The 25,134-nt window shown below is 28.8% G+C and carries 23 protein-coding genes; all 23 read left to right on the top strand.

Going from position 1 to position 25,134, the window contains the following annotated elements; translation table 11 throughout:
- The first annotated feature begins 89 nt into the window (after positions 1–89).
- Positions 90–269: a 30S ribosomal protein S21 gene (rpsU, locus tag Q1J78_RS04275; RefSeq protein WP_002844447.1), complete on the top strand. Its 180-nt coding sequence runs from the start codon at positions 90–92 to the stop codon at positions 267–269.
- Between the two features lie 30 nt (positions 270–299).
- Entirely contained in the window at positions 300–743 is a 444-nt protein-coding gene (locus tag Q1J78_RS04270; RefSeq protein ID WP_300278332.1) for a GatB/YqeY domain-containing protein, read from the top strand.
- Positions 744–1,017: 274 nt separating this feature from the next.
- Positions 1,018–2,301: an MFS transporter gene (locus Q1J78_RS04265; RefSeq protein ID WP_300278329.1), complete on the top strand. Its 1,284-nt coding sequence runs from the start codon at positions 1,018–1,020 to the stop codon at positions 2,299–2,301.
- 78 nt (positions 2,302–2,379) lie between these two features.
- Complete coding sequence (locus Q1J78_RS04260) at positions 2,380–3,039, top strand: TetR/AcrR family transcriptional regulator (RefSeq protein WP_300278326.1); 660 nt, start codon at positions 2,380–2,382, stop codon at positions 3,037–3,039.
- Positions 3,040–3,066: 27 nt separating this feature from the next.
- On the top strand, positions 3,067–4,473 hold the full coding sequence (locus Q1J78_RS04255) for an APC family permease (RefSeq protein WP_300278324.1): 1,407 nt from the start codon (positions 3,067–3,069) through the stop codon (positions 4,471–4,473).
- 34 nt (positions 4,474–4,507) lie between these two features.
- A complete protein-coding gene (locus Q1J78_RS04250; RefSeq protein ID WP_300278321.1) occupies positions 4,508–6,547 on the top strand; it encodes a CocE/NonD family hydrolase in 2,040 nt (679 codons plus the stop codon).
- 221 nt (positions 6,548–6,768) lie between these two features.
- Positions 6,769–7,317 (top strand): ribosome hibernation-promoting factor, HPF/YfiA family, encoded by a 549-nt coding sequence (hpf, locus tag Q1J78_RS04245; protein ID WP_300278318.1) that lies wholly within the window; start codon positions 6,769–6,771, stop codon positions 7,315–7,317.
- A 99-nt stretch (positions 7,318–7,416) separates the two neighbouring features.
- Positions 7,417–8,253, top strand: coding sequence for a flavin reductase (locus Q1J78_RS04240; protein WP_300278315.1), 837 nt, complete (start codon positions 7,417–7,419; stop codon positions 8,251–8,253).
- Positions 8,254–8,468: 215 nt separating this feature from the next.
- On the top strand, positions 8,469–9,470 hold the full coding sequence (locus Q1J78_RS04235) for a PhoH family protein (RefSeq protein ID WP_300278312.1): 1,002 nt from the start codon (positions 8,469–8,471) through the stop codon (positions 9,468–9,470).
- Between the two features lie 15 nt (positions 9,471–9,485).
- The gene (ybeY, locus tag Q1J78_RS04230) at positions 9,486–9,947 is read left to right on the top strand and encodes an rRNA maturation RNase YbeY (protein ID WP_300278310.1); all 462 of its coding nucleotides are present in this window, start codon (positions 9,486–9,488) and stop codon (positions 9,945–9,947) included.
- Between the two features lie 25 nt (positions 9,948–9,972).
- Positions 9,973–10,704 (top strand): diacylglycerol kinase, encoded by a 732-nt coding sequence (locus Q1J78_RS04225; protein ID WP_300278307.1) that lies wholly within the window; start codon positions 9,973–9,975, stop codon positions 10,702–10,704.
- 21 nt (positions 10,705–10,725) lie between these two features.
- Complete coding sequence (gene era, locus Q1J78_RS04220; RefSeq protein WP_300278305.1) at positions 10,726–11,622, top strand: GTPase Era; 897 nt, start codon at positions 10,726–10,728, stop codon at positions 11,620–11,622.
- 40 nt (positions 11,623–11,662) lie between these two features.
- Positions 11,663–13,048 (top strand): magnesium transporter, encoded by a 1,386-nt coding sequence (gene mgtE, locus Q1J78_RS04215; protein WP_300278303.1) that lies wholly within the window; start codon positions 11,663–11,665, stop codon positions 13,046–13,048.
- A gap of 170 nt (positions 13,049–13,218) precedes the next feature.
- Positions 13,219–13,971 (top strand): DNA repair protein RecO, encoded by a 753-nt coding sequence (gene recO, locus Q1J78_RS04210; protein WP_300278300.1) that lies wholly within the window; start codon positions 13,219–13,221, stop codon positions 13,969–13,971.
- 16 nt (positions 13,972–13,987) lie between these two features.
- Complete coding sequence (locus Q1J78_RS04205) at positions 13,988–14,614, top strand: DUF4342 domain-containing protein (RefSeq protein ID WP_300278297.1); 627 nt, start codon at positions 13,988–13,990, stop codon at positions 14,612–14,614.
- A gap of 141 nt (positions 14,615–14,755) precedes the next feature.
- A complete protein-coding gene (glyQ, locus tag Q1J78_RS04200; RefSeq protein WP_300278294.1) occupies positions 14,756–15,637 on the top strand; it encodes a glycine--tRNA ligase subunit alpha in 882 nt (293 codons plus the stop codon).
- The gene (gene glyS / locus Q1J78_RS04195; protein ID WP_300278291.1) at positions 15,637–17,706 is read left to right on the top strand and encodes a glycine--tRNA ligase subunit beta; all 2,070 of its coding nucleotides are present in this window, start codon (positions 15,637–15,639) and stop codon (positions 17,704–17,706) included. The genes glyQ and glyS overlap by 1 nt, the downstream gene beginning before the upstream one ends.
- A gap of 383 nt (positions 17,707–18,089) precedes the next feature.
- Entirely contained in the window at positions 18,090–18,728 is a 639-nt protein-coding gene (ccpN, locus tag Q1J78_RS04190) for a transcriptional regulator CcpN (protein ID WP_300278288.1), read from the top strand.
- A gap of 5 nt (positions 18,729–18,733) precedes the next feature.
- A complete protein-coding gene (locus Q1J78_RS04185) occupies positions 18,734–19,576 on the top strand; it encodes a pyruvate, water dikinase regulatory protein (protein ID WP_300278285.1) in 843 nt (280 codons plus the stop codon).
- Between the two features lie 113 nt (positions 19,577–19,689).
- Positions 19,690–22,317: a pyruvate, phosphate dikinase gene (gene ppdK, locus Q1J78_RS04180; RefSeq protein ID WP_300278282.1), complete on the top strand. Its 2,628-nt coding sequence runs from the start codon at positions 19,690–19,692 to the stop codon at positions 22,315–22,317.
- Between the two features lie 236 nt (positions 22,318–22,553).
- Complete coding sequence (locus Q1J78_RS04175) at positions 22,554–23,105, top strand: hypothetical protein (protein WP_300278279.1); 552 nt, start codon at positions 22,554–22,556, stop codon at positions 23,103–23,105.
- A 130-nt stretch (positions 23,106–23,235) separates the two neighbouring features.
- Positions 23,236–23,880: a vWA domain-containing protein gene (locus Q1J78_RS04170; RefSeq protein ID WP_300278276.1), complete on the top strand. Its 645-nt coding sequence runs from the start codon at positions 23,236–23,238 to the stop codon at positions 23,878–23,880.
- A 210-nt stretch (positions 23,881–24,090) separates the two neighbouring features.
- Complete coding sequence (locus tag Q1J78_RS04165; RefSeq protein WP_300278273.1) at positions 24,091–25,074, top strand: diaminopimelate dehydrogenase; 984 nt, start codon at positions 24,091–24,093, stop codon at positions 25,072–25,074.
- The last annotated feature ends 60 nt before the right edge of the window (positions 25,075–25,134 follow it).

Here is a 25,134-nt window from a genome sequence, read left to right as displayed (position 1 = left end):
AGTTTATACTAGATTAAGTGTTAGGTTTGTAATCCTTAACAGTTGTTACAGTCCCAGCATAATTGCGCTATCGGAGGGAGGGAAAAAGAATGTCAGAAGTTAGAGTAAGAGAAAATGAATCATTAGACAGTGCTTTAAGAAGATTTAAACGTCAGTGTGCAATGTCTGGCATAATGTCTGAAGTTAGAAAAAGAGAACACTACGATAAACCAAGTGTAAAACGTAAGAAAAAAGCTGAAGCAGCTAGAAGAAAAAACGCTAAAAGATAGTAGCAAATAAAAGCAAAGAGGTGAGGGGAAATGTCCCTTAAACAAAAATTACAAGAAGATCTAAAAACTTCAATGAAAAACAAAGATACATTGAGAAAATCAGTTATAACTTTAATAAGATCTTCAATAAAGCAAATAGAAGTTGATAAACGCATCGAATTGAATGATGAAGATATTATTGATATAATATCTAAACAGCTAAAACAGCGCAATGACAGTTTAGAACAATTTCTAGAGGCTGGAAGGGAAGATTTAGTTGAAGAGACTAGATCAGAAATACAAGTTTTAAAAGAGTACCTACCTCAACAATTGAGCGAACAAGAGCTAAATGAGATTGTAAAACAAACTATATCTGAAGTAGGAGCAACTTCTATGAAAGATATGGGAAAAATAATGTCAGTTATAAGACCTAAAACAAAAGGTAGAGCTGATGGAAAACTAATTAATAAATTAGTTAAGGAAAACTTACAATAAATATGTATATATGGCCTAGATATTAATATCTAGGCTTTTAATCTATAAAAAGAACCAATCTATAATAAGGTTGGTTCTTTTTTTTGTAAAAAAATTGATAATAATAAAAAATACTAAATTATATTGATGTATATAAATAATAATTATAAAAATATATGTGATTAGTTAATTAGATATTGATAAAAAATAATTGCGATTAAATAAAAAACATGCTTGTAAAATAATCATGATTATGTTATGATTATAACATAACAAGGCGGAGGTGCGAAATAATATGAATGAAGGTAAATTAAAGAAAAATATGCCTACATTAGTAATATTATCTATATCAGGTGCATTAATATATGCATTACCTTATTTTAGAAATTATTACTATGATACTTTTTTAGAGGCATTTAAGTTAACAAATACACAGATGGGGACGTTAGGAAGTGCTTATGGAGTTTGTTGTTTGATATCATATGTTTTTGGTGGATACTGTGCTGATAGATGGAAAACAAAAAATCTTTTAATGATTTCATTAATTACAACAGGAATATTGGGATTCTCTTTATTAACATACCCTCCATATCCAGTATTATTAGGAATACATGCAGCGTGGGGTATTACTTCAATTCTTACTTTCTGGAGTGCTTTAGTAAAAGCTGTTAGATCATTAGCAAGTGAAAATGAACAAGGAAAAGCATTTGGTTTCTTTGAAGGTGGAAGAGGTATAACTAATATAGTTCAATCAATATTTGTTTTAGCAATATTTGCATTTTTCTCAAAAAGAATGAGTGAAAAAATGGCATTATCAGCAGTTATAATAGTTTATTCAGTAATATGTTTAATACTTGCAGTTGCAATAATGTTATTATATAAAGAAGTAGAAGAAGAAAATAAAGAAGAAGGTAAAACTTCATTTGATTGGAATGCACTTAAAAAGATATTAAAAATGAAAACAACATGGGTTGCAGCATTAATAATATTCCCTTCTTATGCAATGATAGTAAGTTATTATTATATAACACCATATGCATCATTAGCATTTGGAACAACAGCTGTAATATCAGCGGCAATTGGTTATTTATCACAGTATTGTAGACCTATAGGTTGTATGGGTGCTGGAGTTATAGGTGATAAAATAGGTGTATCAAATATGGTTATAATTTCTTATATATTAATGATTTTAGGTATAGGAGCATTAATATTAGTACCTGGAAAACCTTCAATGATATTTATGTTATTAATATCAATAGCATTAATATATACAACAATGTATGCATTACAAGCATTACACTTTGCTATTTTATCAGAAGCAGATTATCCAGTAGAGGTAACAGGTGCTGTAACAATGCCTCTTATGATGTTAGGATACAGTCCTGAAATTATAATGCCAATAATAGCAGGTAAGTGTATAGATAAATTCCAAGGTATATTAGGTTATAAAGTATTCTTTGGTATTTTACTAGGATTAGCAATAGCAGGGGTTGTATTTGTCCTTATATGGAAGAAAATCACTAAAGAATATAGAATGAGTATAAAAGTAAAAGAAGAAAAAACAACATTAGAAGCATAATAGATAATAAAATCCTTATGTCAATCAATAATATGTTATATTATTTATACAAATTAATTGAAATGAGGAGGGATTAATATGGAAATATCGAATATAAAAGAAAGAAATAAAGAAATACAGAGAAGAAGAAAAATGATGTATTTCATTGAAGCTACTCAAGAAATAATGGAAAATGAAGGTGTTGATAAAGTAACCATAAGAAAGGTAGCTGATTTAGCTGGTTATAATAGTGCAACAATATATAATTATTTTAAGAGTTTAGATCATATGATTGCTTTTGCATCAATACAATATTTAGAAGAATATAATAAAGAATTTATTGAAGGTATAAAAAGTGAAACTAATGAACTTAAAAAATTTATACTAGAATGGAAAATATTTTTAAAAAATGCATTTAATCATCCTAAAGCATTTGAATATGTATTTTTTAGTGGAGATGAAAGCATAGAAGATATGATGAAAGAATATTACGAAATTTTTCCAGTTGAAAGTGAGTTAGAAGAAAATTATAGAATTTTGAAACTAGGAAGTTTGGAAAATAGAAATAAAACATGCCTTCAAGAAATTTCTAAAGTTGGATATATAAATGATGAAGACATAAATATAATAAATGAAATAACTATTTGTGTAGCTCATGAATATATAACAATAGCAGCAAGAAAAAATGAAAAATTTGATTCTCAAAAATATATAGAAAAATTTATTTCATGTATAAATTATCTTATGAATAAAGCATAGTAAATAAATTTGAAAAGAGGTGTTCAAATGGCGAAAAAAATTAAATTGTTTGACCTTATTCTAATGAGTATATCAACTTTATATGGAATAAGATGGATAGCAAAATCAACAGCGTCATCTTTTGGATTAGGATTAGCAGCAATACCTTCGTGGTTAGTGTTTGCAATACTATTTTTTATACCACAAGCACTTATATGTGCAGAATTAGCAAATAGATTCTCGGATAAAAGTGATGGTGGATTATATGTATGGGTTAAGGAAGCACTTGGGGAAAAATACGGATTTATGGCAGCTTGGCTAAATTGGACATCAAAGATTTTCTGGTATGCATCGTTTATGACATTCTTTGTTATAAATATAAGTTATTTTATAGGCAAACCAGAAATGGCAAATAATAAGATTATAGTGATGGTATTATCAGTAGTTATATTCTGGTTACTATCAATGATGAGTATGAAGGGTATGGGAGGATCTAAGATATTTACAAGTTTTGGAGCGTTTGGATCATTTATACCATCAGTAATATTAATAACATTTGCATTTATAGCAATAGTTATATTAAAAAAACAACCTTCAGCATCTGTTTATAGTTTGGCTACGATGACTCCTAAATTGACTCCAGATTCACTAGTTGCAGTTTCTGGGATTATATTTGGATTCACAGGAGCTGAAGTAATAGCAAACTTTATAACAGAAATAGATAATCCTAAAAAGACATATCCAAAAGCTATACTAATATCAGCAATATTGGTTGCAGGTCTTTATATACTAGGATCTATAGCAATAACAATGATACTTCCTCCAGAAGAAATACAAGCATCTACAGGAATACTTGATTCTATTGGAAAAGTTTCAGCTATGTTAGGTATAGGAAATTGGATTGTTAGAATTATAGCTGGTGGAGTAGCATTTTCAATGTTAGGAGCAACTATAATATATATAGCATCTCCAATAAAAATGCTATTTGGATCTGTACCAAAAGGAATGTTCCCAGAAAAATTTACAAAAGTTAATTCTGTTGGGATTCCAGAAAAAGCAGTAATACTACAAACAGTAATTGTATCATTATTGTTAATAGCAACAGCAGTTATGCCTGGGGTTGATATTATATATAATATTCTAGTAACTATGACAGCACTTACGGCATTATTGCCATATGTATTACTTTTAATATCATATATAAAAATAAGAAAAGCAAGTAAAAATGATAATTATAATGGATATGAAATGTCAAAAAGTAATAAAGTTTGTATAGGAATAGGATATGAAACATTAGTTTTATGTGTCATGGGAATATTATTCTCATGTGCTCCTGTAATGGGAACATTTAGAGATAATATAATATATGAAATAGAAATGATAGGTGGCGGATTAATAGTAATAATATCTGGTTTAATAATTTGGAACAGATATATAAAAAAAATAAACAAATAGGGTAGCTGCCTAAATAATAAGGAGGAAATATAAAATGGGTGTTGAATGCAAAGAAAGAATAATATTAAATGAACAGCCTTATAAATTTAATGCTGTTGAAAATGAATGGATTACATTAAAAGATGGAACAAAACTATCTTCAAGAATATGGTTCCCAGAAACTGATGAACCATTACCAGCAATACTAGAATATATTCCTTATAGAAAAACAGATGGAACAAGAATGAGAGACGAACCAATGCATGGTTATTTTGCAGGCCATGGATATGTTGTAGTTCGTGTTGACATGAGAGGTACAGGAGAATCAGATGGTTTATTAAGAGATGAATATATAAAACAAGAACAAGATGATGCTCTTGAAGTTATAGATTGGATAAGTAAACAGCCTTGGTGTGATGGAAATGTAGGTATGATGGGGAAATCTTGGGGAGGATTCAACTCTTTACAAGTAGCTGCAAGACAACCAGAAGCATTAAGAGCAGTAATAACAGTAGGATTTACAGATGATAGATTCAACCAAGATATACATTATAAAGGTGGTTGTTTATTAAATGATAACTTCTGGTGGGGAGCAATAATGCTTGCATATCAGTCAAGACCATTAGATCCACATATAGTAGGCGATGCATGGAAAGATGCATGGATAAATAGATTAGATGAAATGCCATTATGGATGGCTAATTGGTTAGAACATCAAACAAGAGATGAATATTGGAAACATGGATCTGTTTGTGAAGATTATTCTGCTATAAAAGTTCCAGTAATGGCTATAGATGGATGGGCAGATTCATATACAAATACAGTTATGACTTTAATGAATGGACTAAGTGTTCCAAGAAAAGGAATCATAGGACCTTGGGCTCATGTTTATGCTCATGATGGTGTACCAGGACCAGCTATGGGATTCTTACAAGAAGCTACAAAATGGTGGGATAAATGGTTAAAGAAAATAGATAATGATGCATTAGATTGTCCACAGATACAAGCATGGTTAGAAGATAGCATGTTACCAGAAGCAGTTCATCCAGTAAGTGAAGGTAGATGGGTTGGTCTAGAATCATGGCCAAGTAAAGATGTAAATGATAAAGTAATGTCATTTACTCATGGTAAATTAATGGAAGAAGAAAATAATAATAAAGAAGAAGTTGTTTTACAGACTCCACAAAATCATGGTCTATTAGCAGGAGAATGGATGGGTGCTGGAGTACTTGGAGAAAGTCCATCAGACCAAAGAGTTGATGATGGTATGGCTATGGTATTTGAAACAGATGTATTAACAGAAGAAATAGAAATATTAGGATATCCAAGATTTGAAGTTGAATTAACAAGTGATAAACCAAAAGCAATGTTATTTGCTCAGTTATCAGATGTAGCACCAAATGGAGCAGTTACTAGAGTTTCTTATGGAGTAATGAATTTAACTCATTTAGAAGGCCATGACAAAGTTGTTGAATTAGTTCCAGGACAGAAAACAAAAGCATTTGTAAACTTAGATTGCTGTGGACATAATTTCCCAGTAGGACATAGAATAAGAGTATCACTTGCAACTACATTCTGGCCTATGTTCTGGCCTATGCCTGAAGATGCTGCACTTACTCTATCATTAGATACAGCTAAATTTAAATTACCAGTATTTACAGGAAAAGATTGTGAAGGTCCTAATATGCAGCCAGAATCTGCACCATTAACACCAGCTACTTTCTTAACAGAAGGAAGAGTTGATAGATCAGTATCATATGATATACTAACAGACACTTGGACTTGTATAACAGATGGTGTTGGAGGAGTATTCGGAGAAGGTATATACAGATTTGATGATGTTGATGTTACAGTTGAACATAACTTAAAAAGAGAACTTAATTTATCTAACAAAGATCCACTAACAGCTGAATACACTATAACTCAGAATATGAGATTAGGAAGAGAAGGTTGGTGGACAAATGCTGATATAGTTGTTACACAGACAGCAGATAAAGAATACTTCTATCTAAAAGGAAGAATGGATGTAACATTAAATGAAGAGAAAGCATTTGATAAAGTTTGGGATCAAAAAATAAAACGTTTCGGATTATAATATAAAAATAAAAAAAATCGCCTATTTATAGGCGATTTTTTTATATTTATAAATAATTTATTTTTATCGAAAATGACACTCAGTTATTTTTATAATAACATAAAAAAAATATAAAGAAAAGTCTGTAAATTCAAAAAGAAAAGCGTTATCATTAATACAAGCTAAAGAAATACATATCATATCAAGCAATAAAATATGTATTGGCGAAGGGAGAGGTTTTTATGAAAGTTATAGTAACTGGAAAACATGTTAAATTAACAGATGGTATAAAAGGATATACTGAAGACAAACTAAGAAAATTAGAAAAATATCTTGATCCAGATACAGAAGTGAAAGTAACTGTTAGTGCTACAAAAAACAGACAAAAAGTGGAAGTTATGATACCGAATGTAAATGGTCATACAATAAGAGTTGAAGAAGAACAAGATAATTTATATCCAGCGATTGATTTAGTTTGTGACAAATTAAGTAGACAAATTATTAAATATAAAGATAAATTTAAAAATAGAGTACCAGGAAACTTCTCTATAAGATATGAAGGCATAGAAGAATTAGCAGAAGAACTAGATTATGAACCAGAAGAACCAGAAATAATAATAGAAAGAAGAAAAAAATTCAGTTTAAAACCTATGAGTGTAGACGAAGCTATACTACAGATGGATTTAATAGGACATGATTTCTATATGTTCAAGAATCAAGATAACTTTGAAATTTGTCTAGTTTACAAAAGAAAAGATGGAGGATATGGACTTATAGAACAAGAAATATAAAGTTAATTAAAGGGCTATCAAATTGATAGTCCTTTTTGTTTGAATAATATTAAAAAGGGTATATAAAAAATATAAGATAAAAAATAGGAGGAAGCAAAGATGGATAGTAGAGTTTTACAAAAATTATCATATGGACTTTATACAGTAGGAACTTTAAAATATGGAAGAAAAGTTGGCTGTGTAGTAAATACAGTATTTCAAGTAACAGCAGAACCAGAAATGATATGTGTTTGTTTAAATAAAAATAATTTTACACATGATTGTATAAGAGAAGAAGGAAAATTTAGCATATCGATACTATCTGAAGATACTAATCCAGAAGTTATTAGATCATTTGGTTTCCGTTCATCTGAAGAAATGGATAAATATGAAGGTTTTAAATATGAATATGTAGATAAATTACCAGTAATAGTTGAAAATATAAGTGGTTATTTAATTTGTGAAGTTGTATCATTTACAGATATAGGTACACATTCTTTAATAGTAGCAAAAGTTGTAGATGCAGATTTTGTAGGAGAACATAAACCTATGACTTATGATTACTATCATAAAGTTATAAAAGGAAAAGCTCCAAAGAATGCACCAACTTATGTAAAACCGGAAATAGATAATAATTATAAAGAAGAAAAAAAAGATAAAAAAGAAGAAAAAGTAAGTTATCGTTGTGATGTATGTGGCTATGTATATGAAGGAGATATAACAAAAGAATCAGATGATTATGTATGTCCGATATGCGGAGTAGATAAATCACACTTTGAAAAAATAGAAGATAATATTGAAAGTAAAAAAGAAATAAGTGAAGAAAAAAAAGATGATAAAGTAAGTTACTATTGTGATGTATGTGGCTATGTATATGAAGGAGATATAACAAAAGAATCAGATGATTATGTATGTCCAATATGCGGAGTAGATAAATCACATTTTGTAAAAGAGTAAGTATAAAAAAGTTTTAATGAATTTATAAAATACAGATTAAGTTTATTTATAGTTAAATAAATTTTAATCTGTATTTTTATTTTTAAATAAAAATTTAAAGCAATTAAAATAATTATGAAATAATTAATAAAAATGGTATAATATAGAATGTAGAATTATAAATAATTAATTAAAATTAAAAATGATAGATATTTTGGCTAGGAGGAAATAGTGAATTGATAGTACAAAAGAAATTTCTTATATCAGAACCAAATTTTGAAAGAGAATTATTTGGAAATTTTGATGAAAATATTAAGCTTATAGAAAAAGCACTTAATATAGATACAACTCTTAGAGAAGGCAATTTAATAATAATAGGTGAAGAAAAAAATGTAGAAGCTGCAAATAGTTTATTAAATGAATTACACACTACAGTATCAAAAGGAAAATCATTAGATAAACAATCAATACTATATTCTATATCTTTACTTAATGATGGTGATGAAAATAGAATACAAGAACTAGAAGGAACAATAGTTCTTACTAAAAAAGGAACTCCAGTACAACCTAAAACATTAGGCCAAAAAGAGTATGTAAAATTAATAGAAAATAATGATATTACATTTGGGGTAGGTCCAGCAGGTACAGGAAAAACGTATTTAGCAGTTGCTATGGCAGTACAAGCATTTAAAAGAGATGAAGTAAATAGGATAGTATTAACTAGACCTGCAGTTGAAGCTGGTGAGAGTTTAGGTTATTTACCTGGAGATTTACAAGAAAAAATAGATCCATATTTAAGACCACTCTATGATGCTTTGTTTGATATGCTAGGTGGAGATAAAGTTAATAAATATATAGAAAGAGGTATTATAGAAGTTGCTCCTCTTGCATTTATGAGGGGAAGAACATTAGATAATGCATTTATAATTTTAGATGAAGCACAAAATACTACATCAGAACAAATGAAGATGTTTTTGACTAGATTAGGTTTTGGTTCTAAAGCAGTTGTTACAGGAGATATAACTCAAACAGATTTACCATCTAATAAAAAAAGTGGATTAGTACAAGCTACATATATATTAAAAGATGTAAAAGGAATAGGAATTAAAGAATTAACTGATAGAGATGTAGTTAGACATGAGTTAGTACAAAGAATAATAAAAGCATATGATAAATATGATAGAAAAGAAGCTTATAAAAAAGAAAAAATAGAAGAAAAAAAGAGAAAAAACAAATAAAAAGTAGGAGATATTATGAGATATATATTTGATGATAGACAAGAAAAAATAGACCTTAGTGATGAAATTTATGAAAAAATAGAAGATATAGTAGAAGAAGTATTAGATTATGAAGGATATAGTGATGATTATGATATAAGTATATCTTTTGTAGATAATAAAGAAATTCATGAACTTAACAAACAATTTAGAGGAGTTGATAGAGCAACAGATGTATTATCATTCCCTATGCTATCAGATGAATTTGAAGATGTAGAATATGAAGAACAATCTTTAGGTGATATAGTTATATCTCTTGAAAGAGCATTAGAACAAAGTGTAGAATATGGACATAGCTTTGAAAGAGAAGTATGTTTTTTAGTATGTCATAGTATGTTCCATCTTTTAGGATATGACCATGATACAGAAGAAAATACTAAAGAAATGAGAGAAAAAGAAGAAGCAGTACTTACTAAATTAAATATAACTAGAAATTAGTTTTTAGTAAAAGGAGTATATTGCTATGGAAGAAAATGGTAAGAAAAAAAAGAAAAGAAAGCAAAATATAATAAAATCTTTTAACGCTGCAATAGAAGGGATAATATATACTTTTAAATCAGAAAGAAATATGAAAATCCATTATTTAATAGCAGTTATGGTTTTAGTTATTAGTTTGTTTTTTAAATTATCAAAGTTAGAATTTATAATGCTTTTAATAGCTATAACACTTGTAATTGTTGCAGAAATGTTTAATACTGCAGTAGAAAAAACTGTCGATTTAGTTACGTCAGAGTATCACGAATTGGCAAAAATTGCTAAAGATGTAGCAGCAGGAGCAGTTTTAGTAGTTTCGCTAAATGCAGTTGCTGTAGGATATATTATTTTTTATGATAAACTAACAGAACTTTCAGGGTATCTTATATATTCAATAAGAGAATCTGAAATGCACATAACACTTATATGCATTTTGTTGGTATTGCTTTCTGTTGTTGTAGCAAAAGCAATAACAAATACAGGAACTCCATTAAAAGGAGGAATGCCAAGTGGACATGCAGCATTATCTTTTGCAATAGCAACAGCAATAACTCTTATGACAGAAAGAGTGGAGGCGTCAACACTTGCATATTTAATGGCAGTTTTAGTTGCACAAAGTAGAATAGAAGGGAAAATACATACGTTTTGGGAGACGGTAGCAGGAGGTGTATTAGGTACATTAATAGCTATATTAGTATTCCAATTAGGTATTTTTTATTAATAAAAGATAGGAGAAAATTATATGTTTAAATCAGGATTTGTCAGTATAGTAGGTAGACCAAATGTAGGAAAATCTACTTTAATGAATAATGTTGTAGGCGAAAAAATAGCTATAATGAGTAATAAGCCTCAAACAACTAGAAATACAATTCAAGCAGTATATACAGATGAAGAATCTCAAGTAGTATTTTTAGATACACCAGGAATACATAAACCTAAAAATAAACTTGGAGAAATAATGGTAAAGGCAGCTACAGATGCATTTAGCAATGTAGATTTAATATTATTTGTTGTAGATGATTCAAGAAAAATAGGACCTGGAGATAGAAGAATAATAGAAGATTTAAGGGGATCAAAAACTCCAATAGTTTTAGTGATAAACAAAATAGATCAAATAGCAGATAAAGATGAATTATTTGATTTAATAAAAATGTATGATGATGAAAAAATATTTAAAGAAATCGTACCAATATCAGCATTAAAAGGCAAAAATGTAAATACTCTTATAGATGTTATAAAAGGAGATTTAGAAGAAGGACCTAAATATTTCCCTGATTATATGGTAACAGATCAACCAGAAAGAGTGCTTATAGCAGAACTTATAAGAGAAAAAGTGCTTCATTATGTTGATGATGAAGTGCCACATGGAGTAGCAGTTGAAATTGAAAGAATGAAAAAAAGACAAAATAAAGATATAATAGATATATCTGCAGTTATATACTGTGAAAGAGATTCTCATAAAGGTATAATAATTGGAAAAGGTGGAAGAAAACTAAAAGGAATAGGTAAATCTGCAAGACAAGATATAGAATTACTTTTAGGTTCTCAAATAAATCTTCAGTTATGGGTAAAAGTAAAAGAAAACTGGAGAAATTTACAAAATTATATAAATAATTTTGGGCTCAATGATAATAATTAATTGTATTTAAAATACAAAATATAATAAAAAGGTGGATAAAATGGACAGGATGCAAGAAACATCACAAGATTTGGTGGACGAGGTCAAATCGTTAATTGAAAATCATAGATATTTTGAACTTAGAGAATTACTTGAAGAATATCATATAATAGATATATATGATGTTATGGAAAATTTGGAAGATGAAGAAATGCAAGTAAAATTATTTGAGATTCTTCCAAGTGATATGGCAGCTTCTATATTAGAAGAAAGTGGAGTAGCATTTTTTAGTAAAATGCTTTCTAAATTAGAAATAGAACATGCAAAAAACATATTAGAATGTATGTCTTTAGGTGATATGGCAGATATTTTAAATGAACTTGAAGAAGATGAAAGATTAAAAATTATAGATTATCTAAATCCAGAGGATGCTGAAGGAGTAAAAGAACTTTTATTCTATGAAGACGATACAGCTGGTGGAACAATGACAAAAGGTTATATATCTATAAATAAAGATATGACTGCACTTCAAGCAATTGAAAAAATGAGAGAAGAAGCAGAGGATGCTGAGACTATTTATTATATATATGTAGTAGATGATGAAGAAAAATTAGTTGGAGTTTTATCACTTCGAGAACTTATAGTAGCTAGAGATGATGCTATAGTTGAAGATTTAATGATTGAAAATTTAATATCAGTTTATGATTATGAAGATAGAGAAGAAGCTGTAAGGTTAGTATCTAAATACAATTTGGTTGCAATTCCAGTTGTCGACAAAGAGGGAAAACTTAGAGGAATAATAAAAGTTGACGATATAATAGATGTTATGGAAGAAGAAGCTAATGAAGATATGTATAAGTTAGCGGGAAGTTCTGAACATGAAAGAGATGCAGCTGAAGATGAAAATTCAACTTTATCACAACAAATTTTTTCTTCAATAAGAGGGAGATTACCTTGGCTTTTACTGACATTATTGGGTGGTCTTATAGCGGCTTCTTTAATGTCCAATTTTGATAGTTTAATAGATACAAGATTTGTGCAACTTTTATTCTTTGTACCATTAGTTATAGGAATGGGTGGTAATGTAGGTTGCCAAACATCTTCAGTTACAATAATAACTCTATCCAATAGGGATATGACAGTTAAAGATATTGCTAAAGAATGGATAGTTGGTATAATTACAGGATTAGTAAGTAGTATTATTGCAGCAATAGCAATATATTTAGTAGGAAAGAACTTTAATATGGCTTTAGTCATATCAATATCGCTATTTGTAAATATGGTTATTGGGGCTATAATAGGAGTTTTAGCACCAGTGATGTTTACAAAAATGGACTTAGATCCAACTACTATATCAGCTCCTGTTATATCAACTCTTTTGGATATAATAGGAATAGGAGCATATTACTTAACATCAGTTACAATACTTTCTCAAATAATGGGATAATATATTAAAGATAATAGCAATATAAATATATAAATATTAACAAAAATATAGTATAATTAAAATAATAAATATATTTTTTAACTAATAATAAGATAATTCTTATTTTGAAATTAAAATTTTAGATATTAAAAATTTTAGACTAGACTTTTATTATGGAGGGATTGATAGATTTGGTTATATTAAATACACAAGGTATAGTCCTTAGAACTTCTAGATATTCAGAAAATGATGTAATATTGACATTATTTACAAGAAATCTTGGAAAAGTATCAGCAATAGCCAAAGGTGCTAAAAGAAATAAATCAGCACTACTTCCTTCATCACAACTTTTTGCATATAGTAATTTTACATTAAAAAAGCAGAGAGGAATGTATAGAGTATCTCAAAGTGAAATTATAAAAAGTTTTTATGATATTTCATATGATATAGATGCATTTTCTTATGCTTCATATATATCTAGATTAGTAGAAAATTCTCTTTTAGAAAATCAAACAAATCATAAACTATTTTCTTTATTAGTGAAAACTATGTATCTTTTGACTCAAAAAGATGTGGATAAAGAATTTATAACAGCTGCTTTTGAACTTAAATTTTCAGATTGTATGGGATTTAGGCCAATAACAGATAAGTGTTGTGTTTGTGGAGATATATCAGATCAAAGAGCAATATTTAATATAGAAGAAGGTGGTATGCTTTGTAAAAATTGTGCAGATAAATTCATAGGAAATATTAGATTAGATATAACAACTAGAAGACTTATGACTTATATATTATCAAATGAAATTGAAGATGTAAGTAGGGCGAAAGTCAATAAAATACTGACTAAAGAGTTATCTAAACTTATGAAAAATTATCTTACAGCATATATAAGCAATTTAAATATGAAATCTTTGAATATATTAAATGATTTACATAAATTTTAAAAAGGAGCTGATAGATATGAGCAATATAACAATTGAAATGGTAGATAAAGTGATGGAAAGAGTTCCATCAGCTAGTTATAAAGAAATTAAAGAAGCACTTATTCATTCAGAAGGAGATATACTTGATGCTATAATCTATCTAGAAGAAACTTCTGGAGCAATTAAAGCAAAGAAAAAAGTAGAAGACTTTTTTGAAAAGAGTAAAATTGATGTCGAAGAAGCAAAAAAGAGTACAGAAGAAAAAATAGGAAAAGATATAGATGAATTAAAAATACAATTAAAAGAGTTACTTGATAAGAGTAATAAAGTAAGAGTAATTGTAGAAAAAGATGGAAAAATTATGATGAATATACCATTTACTATAGGGGTTTTAGGAGCAGCCATAATGCCTCTTATGACAGTTCTTGGTATGTCTGCCGCTGTTTTATCAAAATATAGAATTAAGATACAAAATGAATCAGATGGAGAATCAGTTGATTTGGGCCAATTAAATGAAGAAAAGGCAATTGTATTAAAAGATATGTTTTTAAATACGGCGAAAGATTTAAAAGATGTAGTGTCTAAAAAGAAAGATAATAAAGATGATAAAGATATAACAGATGATTTAATAAATGAATGTGAAAAAGACGAAAATGCTGAATAGCAGATTAATAAAAATTAATTTTACTGATTTAAAGTTATTTAATATTAATTAATAAAAATTAATTGATATTTAAAGATATAAAGTATTGCAAAGTAGCCTTTCGTGTATGCGGAAGGCTATATATATTTAGGAGGGATTTTTATGAATTTTCAGGAGATGATTCTTGCTTTACAGAAATATTGGTCTAAGCAAGGATGTATCATTACACAACCTTATGATGTTGAAAAAGGTGCAGGAACAATGAATCCAAATACTTTTTTAAGATCACTTGGTCCAGAACCATGGAAAGTGTGTTATGTTGAACCATCAAGAAGACCAGCAGATGGTAGATATGGAGAAAATCCAAACAGATTATATCAACATCACCAATTCCAAGTTATATTAAAACCATCACCAGATGATATACAGGACTTATATTTAGATAGTTTAAAAGAAATAGGTATAAACCCATTAGAACATGATATAAGATTTGTAGAAGATAACTGGGAAGGTGCAACAGTAGGTGCATGGGGCCTAGGTTGGGAAGTTTGGCTTGATGGAATGGAAATCACTCAGTTTACTTACTTCCAGCAAGTAGGAAATCAAGAATGTGAGTTAGAAACAGGAGAAATAACTTATGGACTTGAGAGAATAGCTATGTACATACAGGATGTAGATAGTGTATATGATTTAAAATGGAATGATGAATTAACTTATGGAGATGTATTCCAAAAACAAGAATACGAAAACTCAGTATACTCATTTGATGAATGTAATGCAGAGTTATTATTCCATTTATTTGATGAATATGAAAAAGAAGCATTAAAATTAATGGATAAAGGACTTGTTATACCTTCTTATGATTATGTTTTAAAATGTTCTCATACATTCAATACTCTTGATGCTAGAGGAGCAATTGGTGTAAGTCAAAGAGCTGCATTTATAGGTAGAGTAAGAAATATGGCAAAAGTAATAGCTGAAACATATATAAAACAGAGAGAAGAAATGGGATTCCCTCTATTAAAGAAGGATGGTGACAAATAATGAATAACTACCTTTTATTTGAAGTAGGCGTTGAAGAAATGCCATCAAGATTTGTTGCAAGTACTTTAAAACAGATAAAAGAAAGTACTGAAAAAATGCTTGAAGAAAAAAGAGTAAAATTTGATGAAATAAAAACATATGCAACACCTAGAAGATTAACTTTTATTATAGAAGGATTATCTAATAAACAAGAAGATTTAGAAGAAGAAGTAAAAGGACCTTCTAAAAAAATATCATTAGACGCTGATGGAAACTTTACAAAACCTGCACAAGGTTTTATGAGAAGTAAAGGATTAAATCCTGAAGACATATATTTTAAACAAGTAGGGAAAGATGAATATCTATTTGCTACAATAAAAGAAAGTGGAGCTGAAACATCAGAGGTATTAAAAGAAATACTTCCACTTGCTGTAAAATCAGTTGTATTTCCAAAAGCAATGCACTGGGCAGGAAAAGATATAAGATTTGTTAGACCTATAAGATGGTTAGTAGCACTTCTTAATGATGAAGTATTACCAGTAGATTTAGAAGGAATAATAGCATCTAATGTAACAAAAGGGCATAGATTCTTAGGTTCTAAAGAAATAATAGTAAATTCAGTAGAAGATTACAAAGATAAATTAAAAGAAAACTTTGTAATACTTGATCAAGAAGAAAGAAAAGCTATAATAGTTGAACAAGCTAACAAGGTAGCAGAGTCATTAGGTGGAAAAGTCGTAATGGATGAAGATTTACTTGATGAAGTAACTTGTATAGTTGAATATCCAACTGCATTTTATGGAGAATTTGATAAAGAATATTTAAAACTTCCAAAGAGAGTAGTAATAACACCTATGCAAGATCATCAAAGATATTTCCCAGTAGAAGATAAAAATGGTGATTTATTACCGTATTTTATAGCTGTTAGAAATGGTGATAGCTATGGAATTGAAAATGTAAAAGCAGGTAATGAAAAAGTTCTTGAAGCAAGACTTGCAGATGCATTATTCTTCTATAAAGAAGATACAAAAAGAAATTTAGCGTTCTTTAAAGATAGACTAAAAACAGTTGTATTCCAAGAAAAACTTGGAACAATATATGATAAATCTGAAAGAATAACAAAACTTTCAGCAAAAATAGTAGATGCATTAGGATGCACAGATAAAAAATCTAATGTAGTAAGAGCAGCAGAACTTTGTAAAGCAGACCTTGTTACAAATATGGTATTTGAATTTGATGAACTTCAGGGATATATGGGAATGGAATATTCTAAATTAGAAGGTGAAAATCCTGAAGTTTCTTTAGCGATATACGAACACTATATGCCAATAGCAGCTGGTGCAGAATTACCTACATCTTTAGAAGGTTCTATAGTATCAATAGCTGATAAACTTGATTCAATAGCTGGTTTCTTTGCAATAGGTATACAGCCAACAGGTTCTCAAGACCCATTTGCATTAAGAAGACAAGCACTAGGAATACTAAATATATTAATGTCTAATAAATTAACTATAGATATAAAAGAAATATCTGAAGCAGCTCTTGATAATTATTCTGATTTAGAATTTAATAAAGAAGAAGTTGTTGGACAGATGATGGACTTCTGTGCAGAAAGAATTAAAAATATGTTTAGAGATATGGGTATAAGATATGATGTTGTTGAAGCTATATTAAACGCAGATATAAATGATATATCAGACATGCATCAAAGAGCATTAGAACTTAATGAATGGATAAATAAAGATGAATTAGTTGAAATGCTTACAGCATTTAATAGAGTTTCTACTTTAGCTGAAAAAGCTGAAGGTATAACTGTAGAAGAATCTTTATTAGTTGAATCTCCAGAAAAAGAATTATATGAATCATTTAAATCAGTTAAAGAAGAAGTAAAAGACTATCTAGAAGCTAAAGAATATGGAAAAGCACTAGATTCATTTGCTACTTTAAAACCAGCAGTAGATAATATGTTTGATAATGTTATGGTAATGGATAAAGATGATAATATAAGAAATAACAGATTAAATATGCTAAAAAATATATCAGATACAATGCTTTCTATATGTGACTTAAATAAGATAGAATATAAATAGAGTATTATATAATAAAAAAAAGACTGACACAATTTATGTCAGTCTTTTTTTATCTTTAAATTAAGTTTTTATGAGGGAAAATAATAAAAAAATTAAATTTAAATAATAAATACTTATTTTTATTAATAAAAATAAAAAATCAAACTTTTTGCAATTTTCTATTTAATATAACATAAATATAAGTTATAATTAAATAAAGGGAAGTCAGTGTGATGTAAATAAAAATTAAAACCTATTAATATGACATAAATATGTTATTATTGCTAAATAATATGTAATATTTCTAATAAAAATGTAAATTTTCTATTTACAGAACACTATATTAAGTTATATAATATACAATATAAGAGTGCTAAAGAAAAAGTATAGCACAATGAGGGAAGGTGATTAAAATTCAACTTAATGATAGGCAGTTAAAGATAATAGATATAGTAAAAGAGCATGAACCTATAACAAGTGAAAGAATTGCCGCAAGTTTAAATGTCACACGTGCTACACTTAGATCAGATCTTGCCATATTAACTATGACAGGAATACTTGATGCAAGACCAAAAGTAGGATATTTTTATTCAGGAGTAAATGAAGTAAATCTTATAGGGAATAATATTAAAGAAAGAAAAGTTGAAAGTGTTATGAGTATCCCAGTACTTGTAAAAAAAGATACAAGCATATACGATACAATTGTAAATATGTTTTTATCTGATGTAGGAAGTATAGTAATAATAGACAATGAAGACTATCTTTGTGGAGTTGTTTCAAGAAAAGATCTTTTAAAGGCAACAATAGGTGGAGCAGATATAAATAAAATGCCCATCGGTATGATAATGACAAGAATGCCTAACATAGTCACGCTAAATAAGGAAGATACAGTAACTACAGCTGCAAAAAAAATAATAGAACATGAAGTTGATTCAGTTCCTGTTATAGAAAGAGATAAAGAAGATCAATCAAAAATGAGAGTTGTAGGAAGAATATCTAAAACAAATATAACTAAATTATTTTTAGAAATGGTAGATAGTTAGGAGGAATGTCAGTGGATAAATTGATGATATATGCAATATCTGATTCAATAGGAGAAACCGCTAGAAATATGATAAAAGCAGCTATGTCTCAGTTTTATGGACGCGATCCATATGAAATAAAAAGATTTCCTTTTGTAACAGAAAAAGGAATGCTTTTAGATATATTACAAAGTGCAAAAAAGGATAATGCAATAGTTGTATACACATTAGTTGAAGACGATATGTGTGATTTTGTCAGAGAATTTTCTGAAAAAGAAAACATAAGTTCAATAGATCTTATGTCAGATATGCTTGGTAAGATAAGTAATAGACTTGATAAAAAACCAAAAAGAGAACCAGGTATAATAAGAAAACTAGATGAATCGTACTTTAAAAGAATAGATGCAATAGAATTTGCAGTTAAATATGATGATGGTAAAGATCCAAGAGGAGTATTAAAAGCAGATCTTGTTTTAGTAGGAATATCTAGAACATCTAAAACTCCACTTAGTATGTATCTTGCCAATAAACATATAAAAGTTGCTAATGTTCCATTAGTGCCAGAAGTTCCAATTCCAAAAGAATTATCAGAAGTAAGTTCTAAAAAAATAATAGGTCTTACTAATTCACCGGAAAAATTAAATGAAATAAGAACAGAAAGGCTAAAAGCATTAGGACTTTCAAGTAAAGCAAATTACGCAAATTATGAAAGAATATTAGATGAACTTGATTATTCAGAAAACGTATTCAAAAGATTAGGTTGCCCAGTAATAAATGTAGCAAACAAAGCTATAGAAGAAACTGCTGGAATAATCTTAGATATAATGAAAGAAAATGGATTAAATATATTTAAAGACGGTGAAATCTAATAAATATTATAAAGGTATAAAAGTTAAATAGTGATTAATAATCACTTTAAATAAATATAATAAGGTAAAAGTATAAGGTTATAAATTTAAATTTATAAAATGGGGGTTAAAAAATGGAAACTAAGTATGTTTATAGTTTTAGCGAAGGTAGTAAAGAAATGAAATCTTTACTAGGAGGTAAAGGAGCAAATTTAGCAGAAATGACTAAAATAGGACTACCTGTTCCTCAAGGATTTACAATCACAACAGATGCTTGTAATGACTATTATGATAATGAAAAAACTATAAGAGCAGAAATTGTATCAGAAATAGAAAAACATTTAGTAGAATTAGAAGAATTACAGGGTAAAAAATTAGGATGTACAAAAAATCCTTTATTAGTATCAGTTCGTTCAGGTGCAGTATTTTCAATGCCAGGTATGATGGATACTATATTAAACCTTGGTCTTAATGATGATAGTGTTCTAGGATTAGCAGATGCAACTCAAAATGAAAGATTTGCTTATGATAGTTATAGAAGATTCATTCAAATGTTCTCAGATGTTGCTATGGAAGTTCCAAAATATAAATTTGAAAACGTTCTTGATAGAGTTAAAGAAGAAAAAGGATATAAATTTGATACAGATTTAACTACTGAAGATTTAAAAGAAATAGTTGAAGAATTCAAAGCTATATACAAAAAAGAAGTAAAAAGTGACTTCCCACAAGATCCAAAAGAACAATTAATGTTAGCAATAGAAGCTGTTTTCAGATCTTGGAACAATCCAAGAGCCATAGTATATCGTAAATTAAATGATATATCAAATAAACTTGGTACAGCTGTAAACATACAGTCAATGGTATTCGGTAATATGGGTGAAACAAGTGGTACAGGTGTTGCATTTACAAGAAATCCAGCTACTGGAGAAAATAAACTATTTGGTGAATATTTAATAAATGCACAAGGTGAAGATGTTGTTGCAGGTATAAGAACTCCTCAAGATATATCTACACTAAAAGAAGTAATGCCAGAAATATATGACCAATTTGTAAAAGTAACTCAAATACTTGAAAATCATTATAAAGATATGCAGGATATAGAGTTTACTATAGAAAATCAGAAATTATTTATACTTCAAACTAGAAATGGTAAAAGAACAGCTAAAGCTGCTATAAATGTAGCTGTTGATTTAGTTGAAGCAGGAATAATAGATAAAAAAGAAGCTATAATGAGAATAGAACCTAACCAGTTAGATCAGTTATTACATCCAACATTTGAAGATAAAGCTTTAAAAGAAGCTAAAATAATAGCTAAAGGATTACCAGCTTCTCCTGGAGCAGCTTGTGGTAAAGTATATTTCAATGCTGATGATGTTGTTGAGGCAGTTAATAATGGAGAAAAAGCATTATTAGTAAGACAAGAAACTTCACCAGAAGATATAGAAGGTATGGTAAAAGCAGAAGGTATATTAACAGCTAGAGGTGGTATGACATCTCATGCAGCAGTTGTTGCTAGAGGTATGGGTAAATGCTGTGTAGCTGGTTGTGGAGAAATAAAAGTTGATGAAGCAGCTAAAGAAATAAGATCAGAAGAACTTACTATAAAAGAAGGAGAATATCTATCAATAGATGGTTCAACTGGTAAAGTATATTTAGGAGAAGTAAAACAATCTCCAGTAGAAGTTACAGGAAACTTTGAAAAATTAATGTCTTGGGTTGATGAAACAAAACAAATGATGGTAAGAACAAATGCTGATAATCCAAGAGATGCAAAAGCAGCAGTAGAATTCGGTGCTGAAGGTATAGGTCTATGCAGAACTGAGCATATGTTCTTTGAAGAAGATAGAATACCTGCAGTTAGAGAAATGATACTTTCTAGAGATGTAGAACAAAGAGAAAAAGCTCTAGCTAAAATACTTCCAATGCAGAGACAGGACTTCTTAGAAATATTTGAAGTTATGGAAGGAAAACCGGTAAATATAAGACTTCTTGACCCACCTCTACACGAATTCTTACCACAGGATGATGAAACAATAAAAGAACTTGCTGAAAGTATGGGTATAGCAGAATCAGAAATAAGAAAAAGAATAGTTGACCTTGAAGAATTTAACCCAATGCTAGGTCACAGAGGTTGTAGACTTGCTGTTACTTATCCAGAAATATGTGTAATGCAAGCAAGAGCAATAATAGAAGGTGCAATAGAAGCTAAAGAAAAAGGAATAGAAGTTCATCCAGAAATAATGGTTCCACTAGTAGGTGAAGTAAACGAATTAAAACTTATAAGAGGAATGATAGAAGAAACAGCAGCAAATGTTATGGAAGAAAAAGGTGTTAAAGTTGACTACACTGTAGGTACAATGATAGAAATACCAAGAGCTTGTTTAACAGCTGATGAAATAGCAGAAGTTGCAGACTTCTTCAGTTTTGGTACTAATGACCTTACTCAGATGGGATTTGGATATTCAAGAGATGATGCAGGTAAATTCTTAGGTGAATATGTAGATAAAGAAATATTAGAAAAAGATCCATTCCAAGTTTTAGACCAAAAAGGTATAGGAAAACTTGTTCAGATGGGTGCTAAACTAGGAAGAAGTGTTAAACCAGAATTAAAATTAGGAATATGTGGTGAACATGGTGGAGAACCATCATCAGTTGAATTCTGCTACAATACAGGACTTAACTATGTATCTTGCTCACCATATAGAGTGCCAATAGCAAGACTTGCAGCTGCACAGGCTTCTATAAAGAATCCTAGATACTAAAATTTCAATATAAATAATGAGGGACTGTTGCATAAATTGCAATAGTCCCTTTTAAAATTTGTTATAGAGATTTTATTATAGAGTTTTCATTCTTTCAAATATAATTCCATTTGGATTTTAAAGTAGTATGATTTACTTTTTCTGAAGTATTGGGAACTAAAATTAAACTCCTTGAAATTCAATACCAAGTAGTCAGAAGAAGAATTTTAAGGGTGTTTTTAAAAGGAGAAAAATTTATGGTAAATAAGATAGATAAAGAGCTTTTTAATGAAATTAATAAATACATAAAAGATAGATATATAGATCAAGAAATGTTATTTTTTAACGACGATAGTATATGTGCTTTACCACTAGAGGAGAAGTGCTTACAAGTTAAGGAAAATTCTGATATTCATAAATTTTTGAAAAAGAGAAGAAGAATATCGGAGAAAGATTTGGAGCAAAAATTAGAAAATTCTTTTTCTAAGGAACTTCTTTCTATTATAGAAAAAAGAAATCTTAAATCAGTGGATGTATATAGAAAAGCGAATATAGATAGAAAGCATTTTTCAAAAATAAAGAATAATCCAAATTATAAGCCTAGCAAAATAACTGCAATTGCATTTGCACTAGCATTTGAACTAGATATAGATGAAACAGATGATTTTATTGGTAAAGCTGGATATAAGTTGACTCATAGTAGTAGATTTGATATTATAATTGAGTATTGCATAGAAAATAAAATATATAATGTGATTGAAGTAAATGATATTTTATATGATTTTGGAGAAAATTTAATAGGGTGTTAGTTTAGGTAATAGGTTATTAGATTTGTAATAGATAACTTAATTTTTAATTGTCACCTATCGTGCGACCATTTATATTTTGGAATATTTTATACTTTAAATATAAAGAAGAATATAAATGGGAGATGGTAGTATGAAAAAATTTACAGAACTAGTATTCATAATCGATAAATCGGGTTCTATGAGTGGGCTAGAGAGTGATACAATAGGTGGATTTAATTCACTTATTAACAAACAGAAAAGAGAAGAAGGGGATGCATTTGTATCTGTTGTATTTTTCAATGACAAGAGTGATGTTTTATTAGATAGAGTGAATATAAAAGATGTTAAAGAACTTACAGAAGACGATTATGTTTGTATAAGTTGTACAGCTCTTTTGGATGCAGTTGGAGATTCTATAAAACATATAAAAAATATTCATAAATATGCAAGAAAAGAAGACATTCCAGAAAAGACAGTATTTGTAATTATAACAGATGGACTTGAAAATGCCAGTAAAAAATACAGATATTATGATGTAAAAAAATTGATTGAAAGAGTTAAAGAGGAAAGTAAATGGGAATTTCTTTTCTTAGGAGCAAATATAGATGCGATTGGGGAGGCTAAAAACCTTGGAATAGAAGAAGACTATGCGGTAGAATTCTGTTGTGATGAGAGAGGAATAGAATTAAATTATGAGTCAGTTTCCAATGCTGTTAAAATAATGAGATGCTGCGATAAAAAAATTGGAAGTGGATGGAAAAAAGATATAGAAGAAGATTTAAAAAAAAGAAAATAAAATATATAAAATAAATTTAAAAGACAACTGATGAAAAATATTAGTTGTTTTTTTATATGTTTGAAAAATAGATTAAAGGGTATTAAATATCTGCATAAAAAATGAAAAATTTACTCATAAGAGTTTCAAAATTTTTAAAAAAAATATATACAAACAAAAAGAATTAATGATATTATTATACTATATTTAAAGACAATGGAGGTTTTGACAATGATAAGAGTTGGAATAGTTGGGTATGGAAACCTTGGAAGAGGTGTAGAATCAGCCCTAAGTAAAACAAAAGATATGGAACTTGTTGGTATATTTTCAAGAAGAGATCCAAGTAGCATACATCCACATAGTGCGAATGTTCCTGTATATAAAATAGAAGATGCAATAAATATGAAAGATGATATAGATGTTATGGTATTATGCGGAGGAAGTGCAAAAGATTTACCAGAACAGACTAAAGAATTTGCTAAATATTTCAATGTAGTTGATAGTTTTGATACTCATGCAAGAATACCAGAACATTTTGAAAATGTTGATGAAGAATGTAAAAAATCAAATAAACTAGCAGTTATATCTACTGGATGGGATCCAGGAATGTTCTCATTAAATAGAGTTTATGCTAGTGCAATCTTACCAGAAGGAGAAGCTTATACATTTTGGGGAAAAGGTGTTAGCCAAGGACACAGTGATGCAGTAAGACGTGTTGAAGGTGTAAAAGATGCTAGACAGTATACAATACCAGTTCCAGAAGCATTAGATGCAGTTAGAAGTGGATCTAATCCAACATTAACTACTCGTGAAAAACATACAAGAGAAGTTTTTGTTGTAGCAGAAGAAGGTGCAGACTTAGATAGAATAAAAGAAGAAATAGTTACAATGCCTAACTATTTTGATGAATATGATACAACAGTTCATTTTATAGATGAAGAAACTCTTCAGAGAGACCATAGTGGAATACCTCATGGTGGTTTTGTAATATACAGTGGTGCAACTGGATGGGAAAATGAAAATAAACATGTTATAGAATATAGCTTACAACTTGATTCAAATCCAGAATTTACTTCAAGTGTGCTAGTTGCTTATGCTAGAGCAGCATACCGTATGAATCAAGAAGGTATGAAAGGTTGTAAAACTGTATTTGATGTAGCTCCAAGTTATTTACATCCATTATCAAATGAAGAGTTAAGAGCAAAAATGTTATAATTAAGGGATTTATAGTGTGTAGTCGATTTTTGATTACACACTTTTTTTGTGAAAAATTAA

This window comes from Peptacetobacter sp. (assembly GCF_029264495.1).
Taxonomy (GTDB): Bacteria; Bacillota; Clostridia; order Peptostreptococcales; family Peptostreptococcaceae; genus Peptacetobacter.
This window is presented reverse-complemented; position numbering and strand designations above follow the sequence as displayed.

What these genes read in the sequence shown, in the direction of transcription:
- rpsU (WP_002844447.1), top strand. Translation starts at nt 90, where the DNA reads ATGTCAGAAGTTAGAGTAAGAGAAAATGAATCATTAGACAGTGCTTTA.
- Q1J78_RS04270 (WP_300278332.1), top strand. Translation starts at nt 300, where the DNA reads ATGTCCCTTAAACAAAAATTACAAGAAGATCTAAAAACTTCAATGAAA.
- Q1J78_RS04265 (WP_300278329.1), top strand. Translation starts at nt 1,018, where the DNA reads ATGAATGAAGGTAAATTAAAGAAAAATATGCCTACATTAGTAATATTA.
- Q1J78_RS04260 (WP_300278326.1), top strand. Translation starts at nt 2,380, where the DNA reads ATGGAAATATCGAATATAAAAGAAAGAAATAAAGAAATACAGAGAAGA.
- Q1J78_RS04255 (WP_300278324.1), top strand. Translation starts at nt 3,067, where the DNA reads ATGGCGAAAAAAATTAAATTGTTTGACCTTATTCTAATGAGTATATCA.
- Q1J78_RS04250 (WP_300278321.1), top strand. Translation starts at nt 4,508, where the DNA reads ATGGGTGTTGAATGCAAAGAAAGAATAATATTAAATGAACAGCCTTAT.
- hpf (WP_300278318.1), top strand. Translation starts at nt 6,769, where the DNA reads ATGAAAGTTATAGTAACTGGAAAACATGTTAAATTAACAGATGGTATA.
- Q1J78_RS04240 (WP_300278315.1), top strand. Translation starts at nt 7,417, where the DNA reads ATGGATAGTAGAGTTTTACAAAAATTATCATATGGACTTTATACAGTA.
- ybeY (WP_300278310.1), top strand. Translation starts at nt 9,486, where the DNA reads ATGAGATATATATTTGATGATAGACAAGAAAAAATAGACCTTAGTGAT.
- Q1J78_RS04225 (WP_300278307.1), top strand. Translation starts at nt 9,973, where the DNA reads ATGGAAGAAAATGGTAAGAAAAAAAAGAAAAGAAAGCAAAATATAATA.
- era (WP_300278305.1), top strand. Translation starts at nt 10,726, where the DNA reads ATGTTTAAATCAGGATTTGTCAGTATAGTAGGTAGACCAAATGTAGGA.
- mgtE (WP_300278303.1), top strand. Translation starts at nt 11,663, where the DNA reads ATGGACAGGATGCAAGAAACATCACAAGATTTGGTGGACGAGGTCAAA.
- Q1J78_RS04205 (WP_300278297.1), top strand. Translation starts at nt 13,988, where the DNA reads ATGAGCAATATAACAATTGAAATGGTAGATAAAGTGATGGAAAGAGTT.
- glyQ (WP_300278294.1), top strand. Translation starts at nt 14,756, where the DNA reads ATGAATTTTCAGGAGATGATTCTTGCTTTACAGAAATATTGGTCTAAG.
- glyS (WP_300278291.1), top strand. Translation starts at nt 15,637, where the DNA reads ATGAATAACTACCTTTTATTTGAAGTAGGCGTTGAAGAAATGCCATCA.
- Q1J78_RS04185 (WP_300278285.1), top strand. Translation starts at nt 18,734, where the DNA reads ATGTCAGTGGATAAATTGATGATATATGCAATATCTGATTCAATAGGA.
- ppdK (WP_300278282.1), top strand. Translation starts at nt 19,690, where the DNA reads ATGGAAACTAAGTATGTTTATAGTTTTAGCGAAGGTAGTAAAGAAATG.
- Q1J78_RS04175 (WP_300278279.1), top strand. Translation starts at nt 22,554, where the DNA reads ATGGTAAATAAGATAGATAAAGAGCTTTTTAATGAAATTAATAAATAC.
- Q1J78_RS04170 (WP_300278276.1), top strand. Translation starts at nt 23,236, where the DNA reads ATGAAAAAATTTACAGAACTAGTATTCATAATCGATAAATCGGGTTCT.
- Q1J78_RS04165 (WP_300278273.1), top strand. Translation starts at nt 24,091, where the DNA reads ATGATAAGAGTTGGAATAGTTGGGTATGGAAACCTTGGAAGAGGTGTA.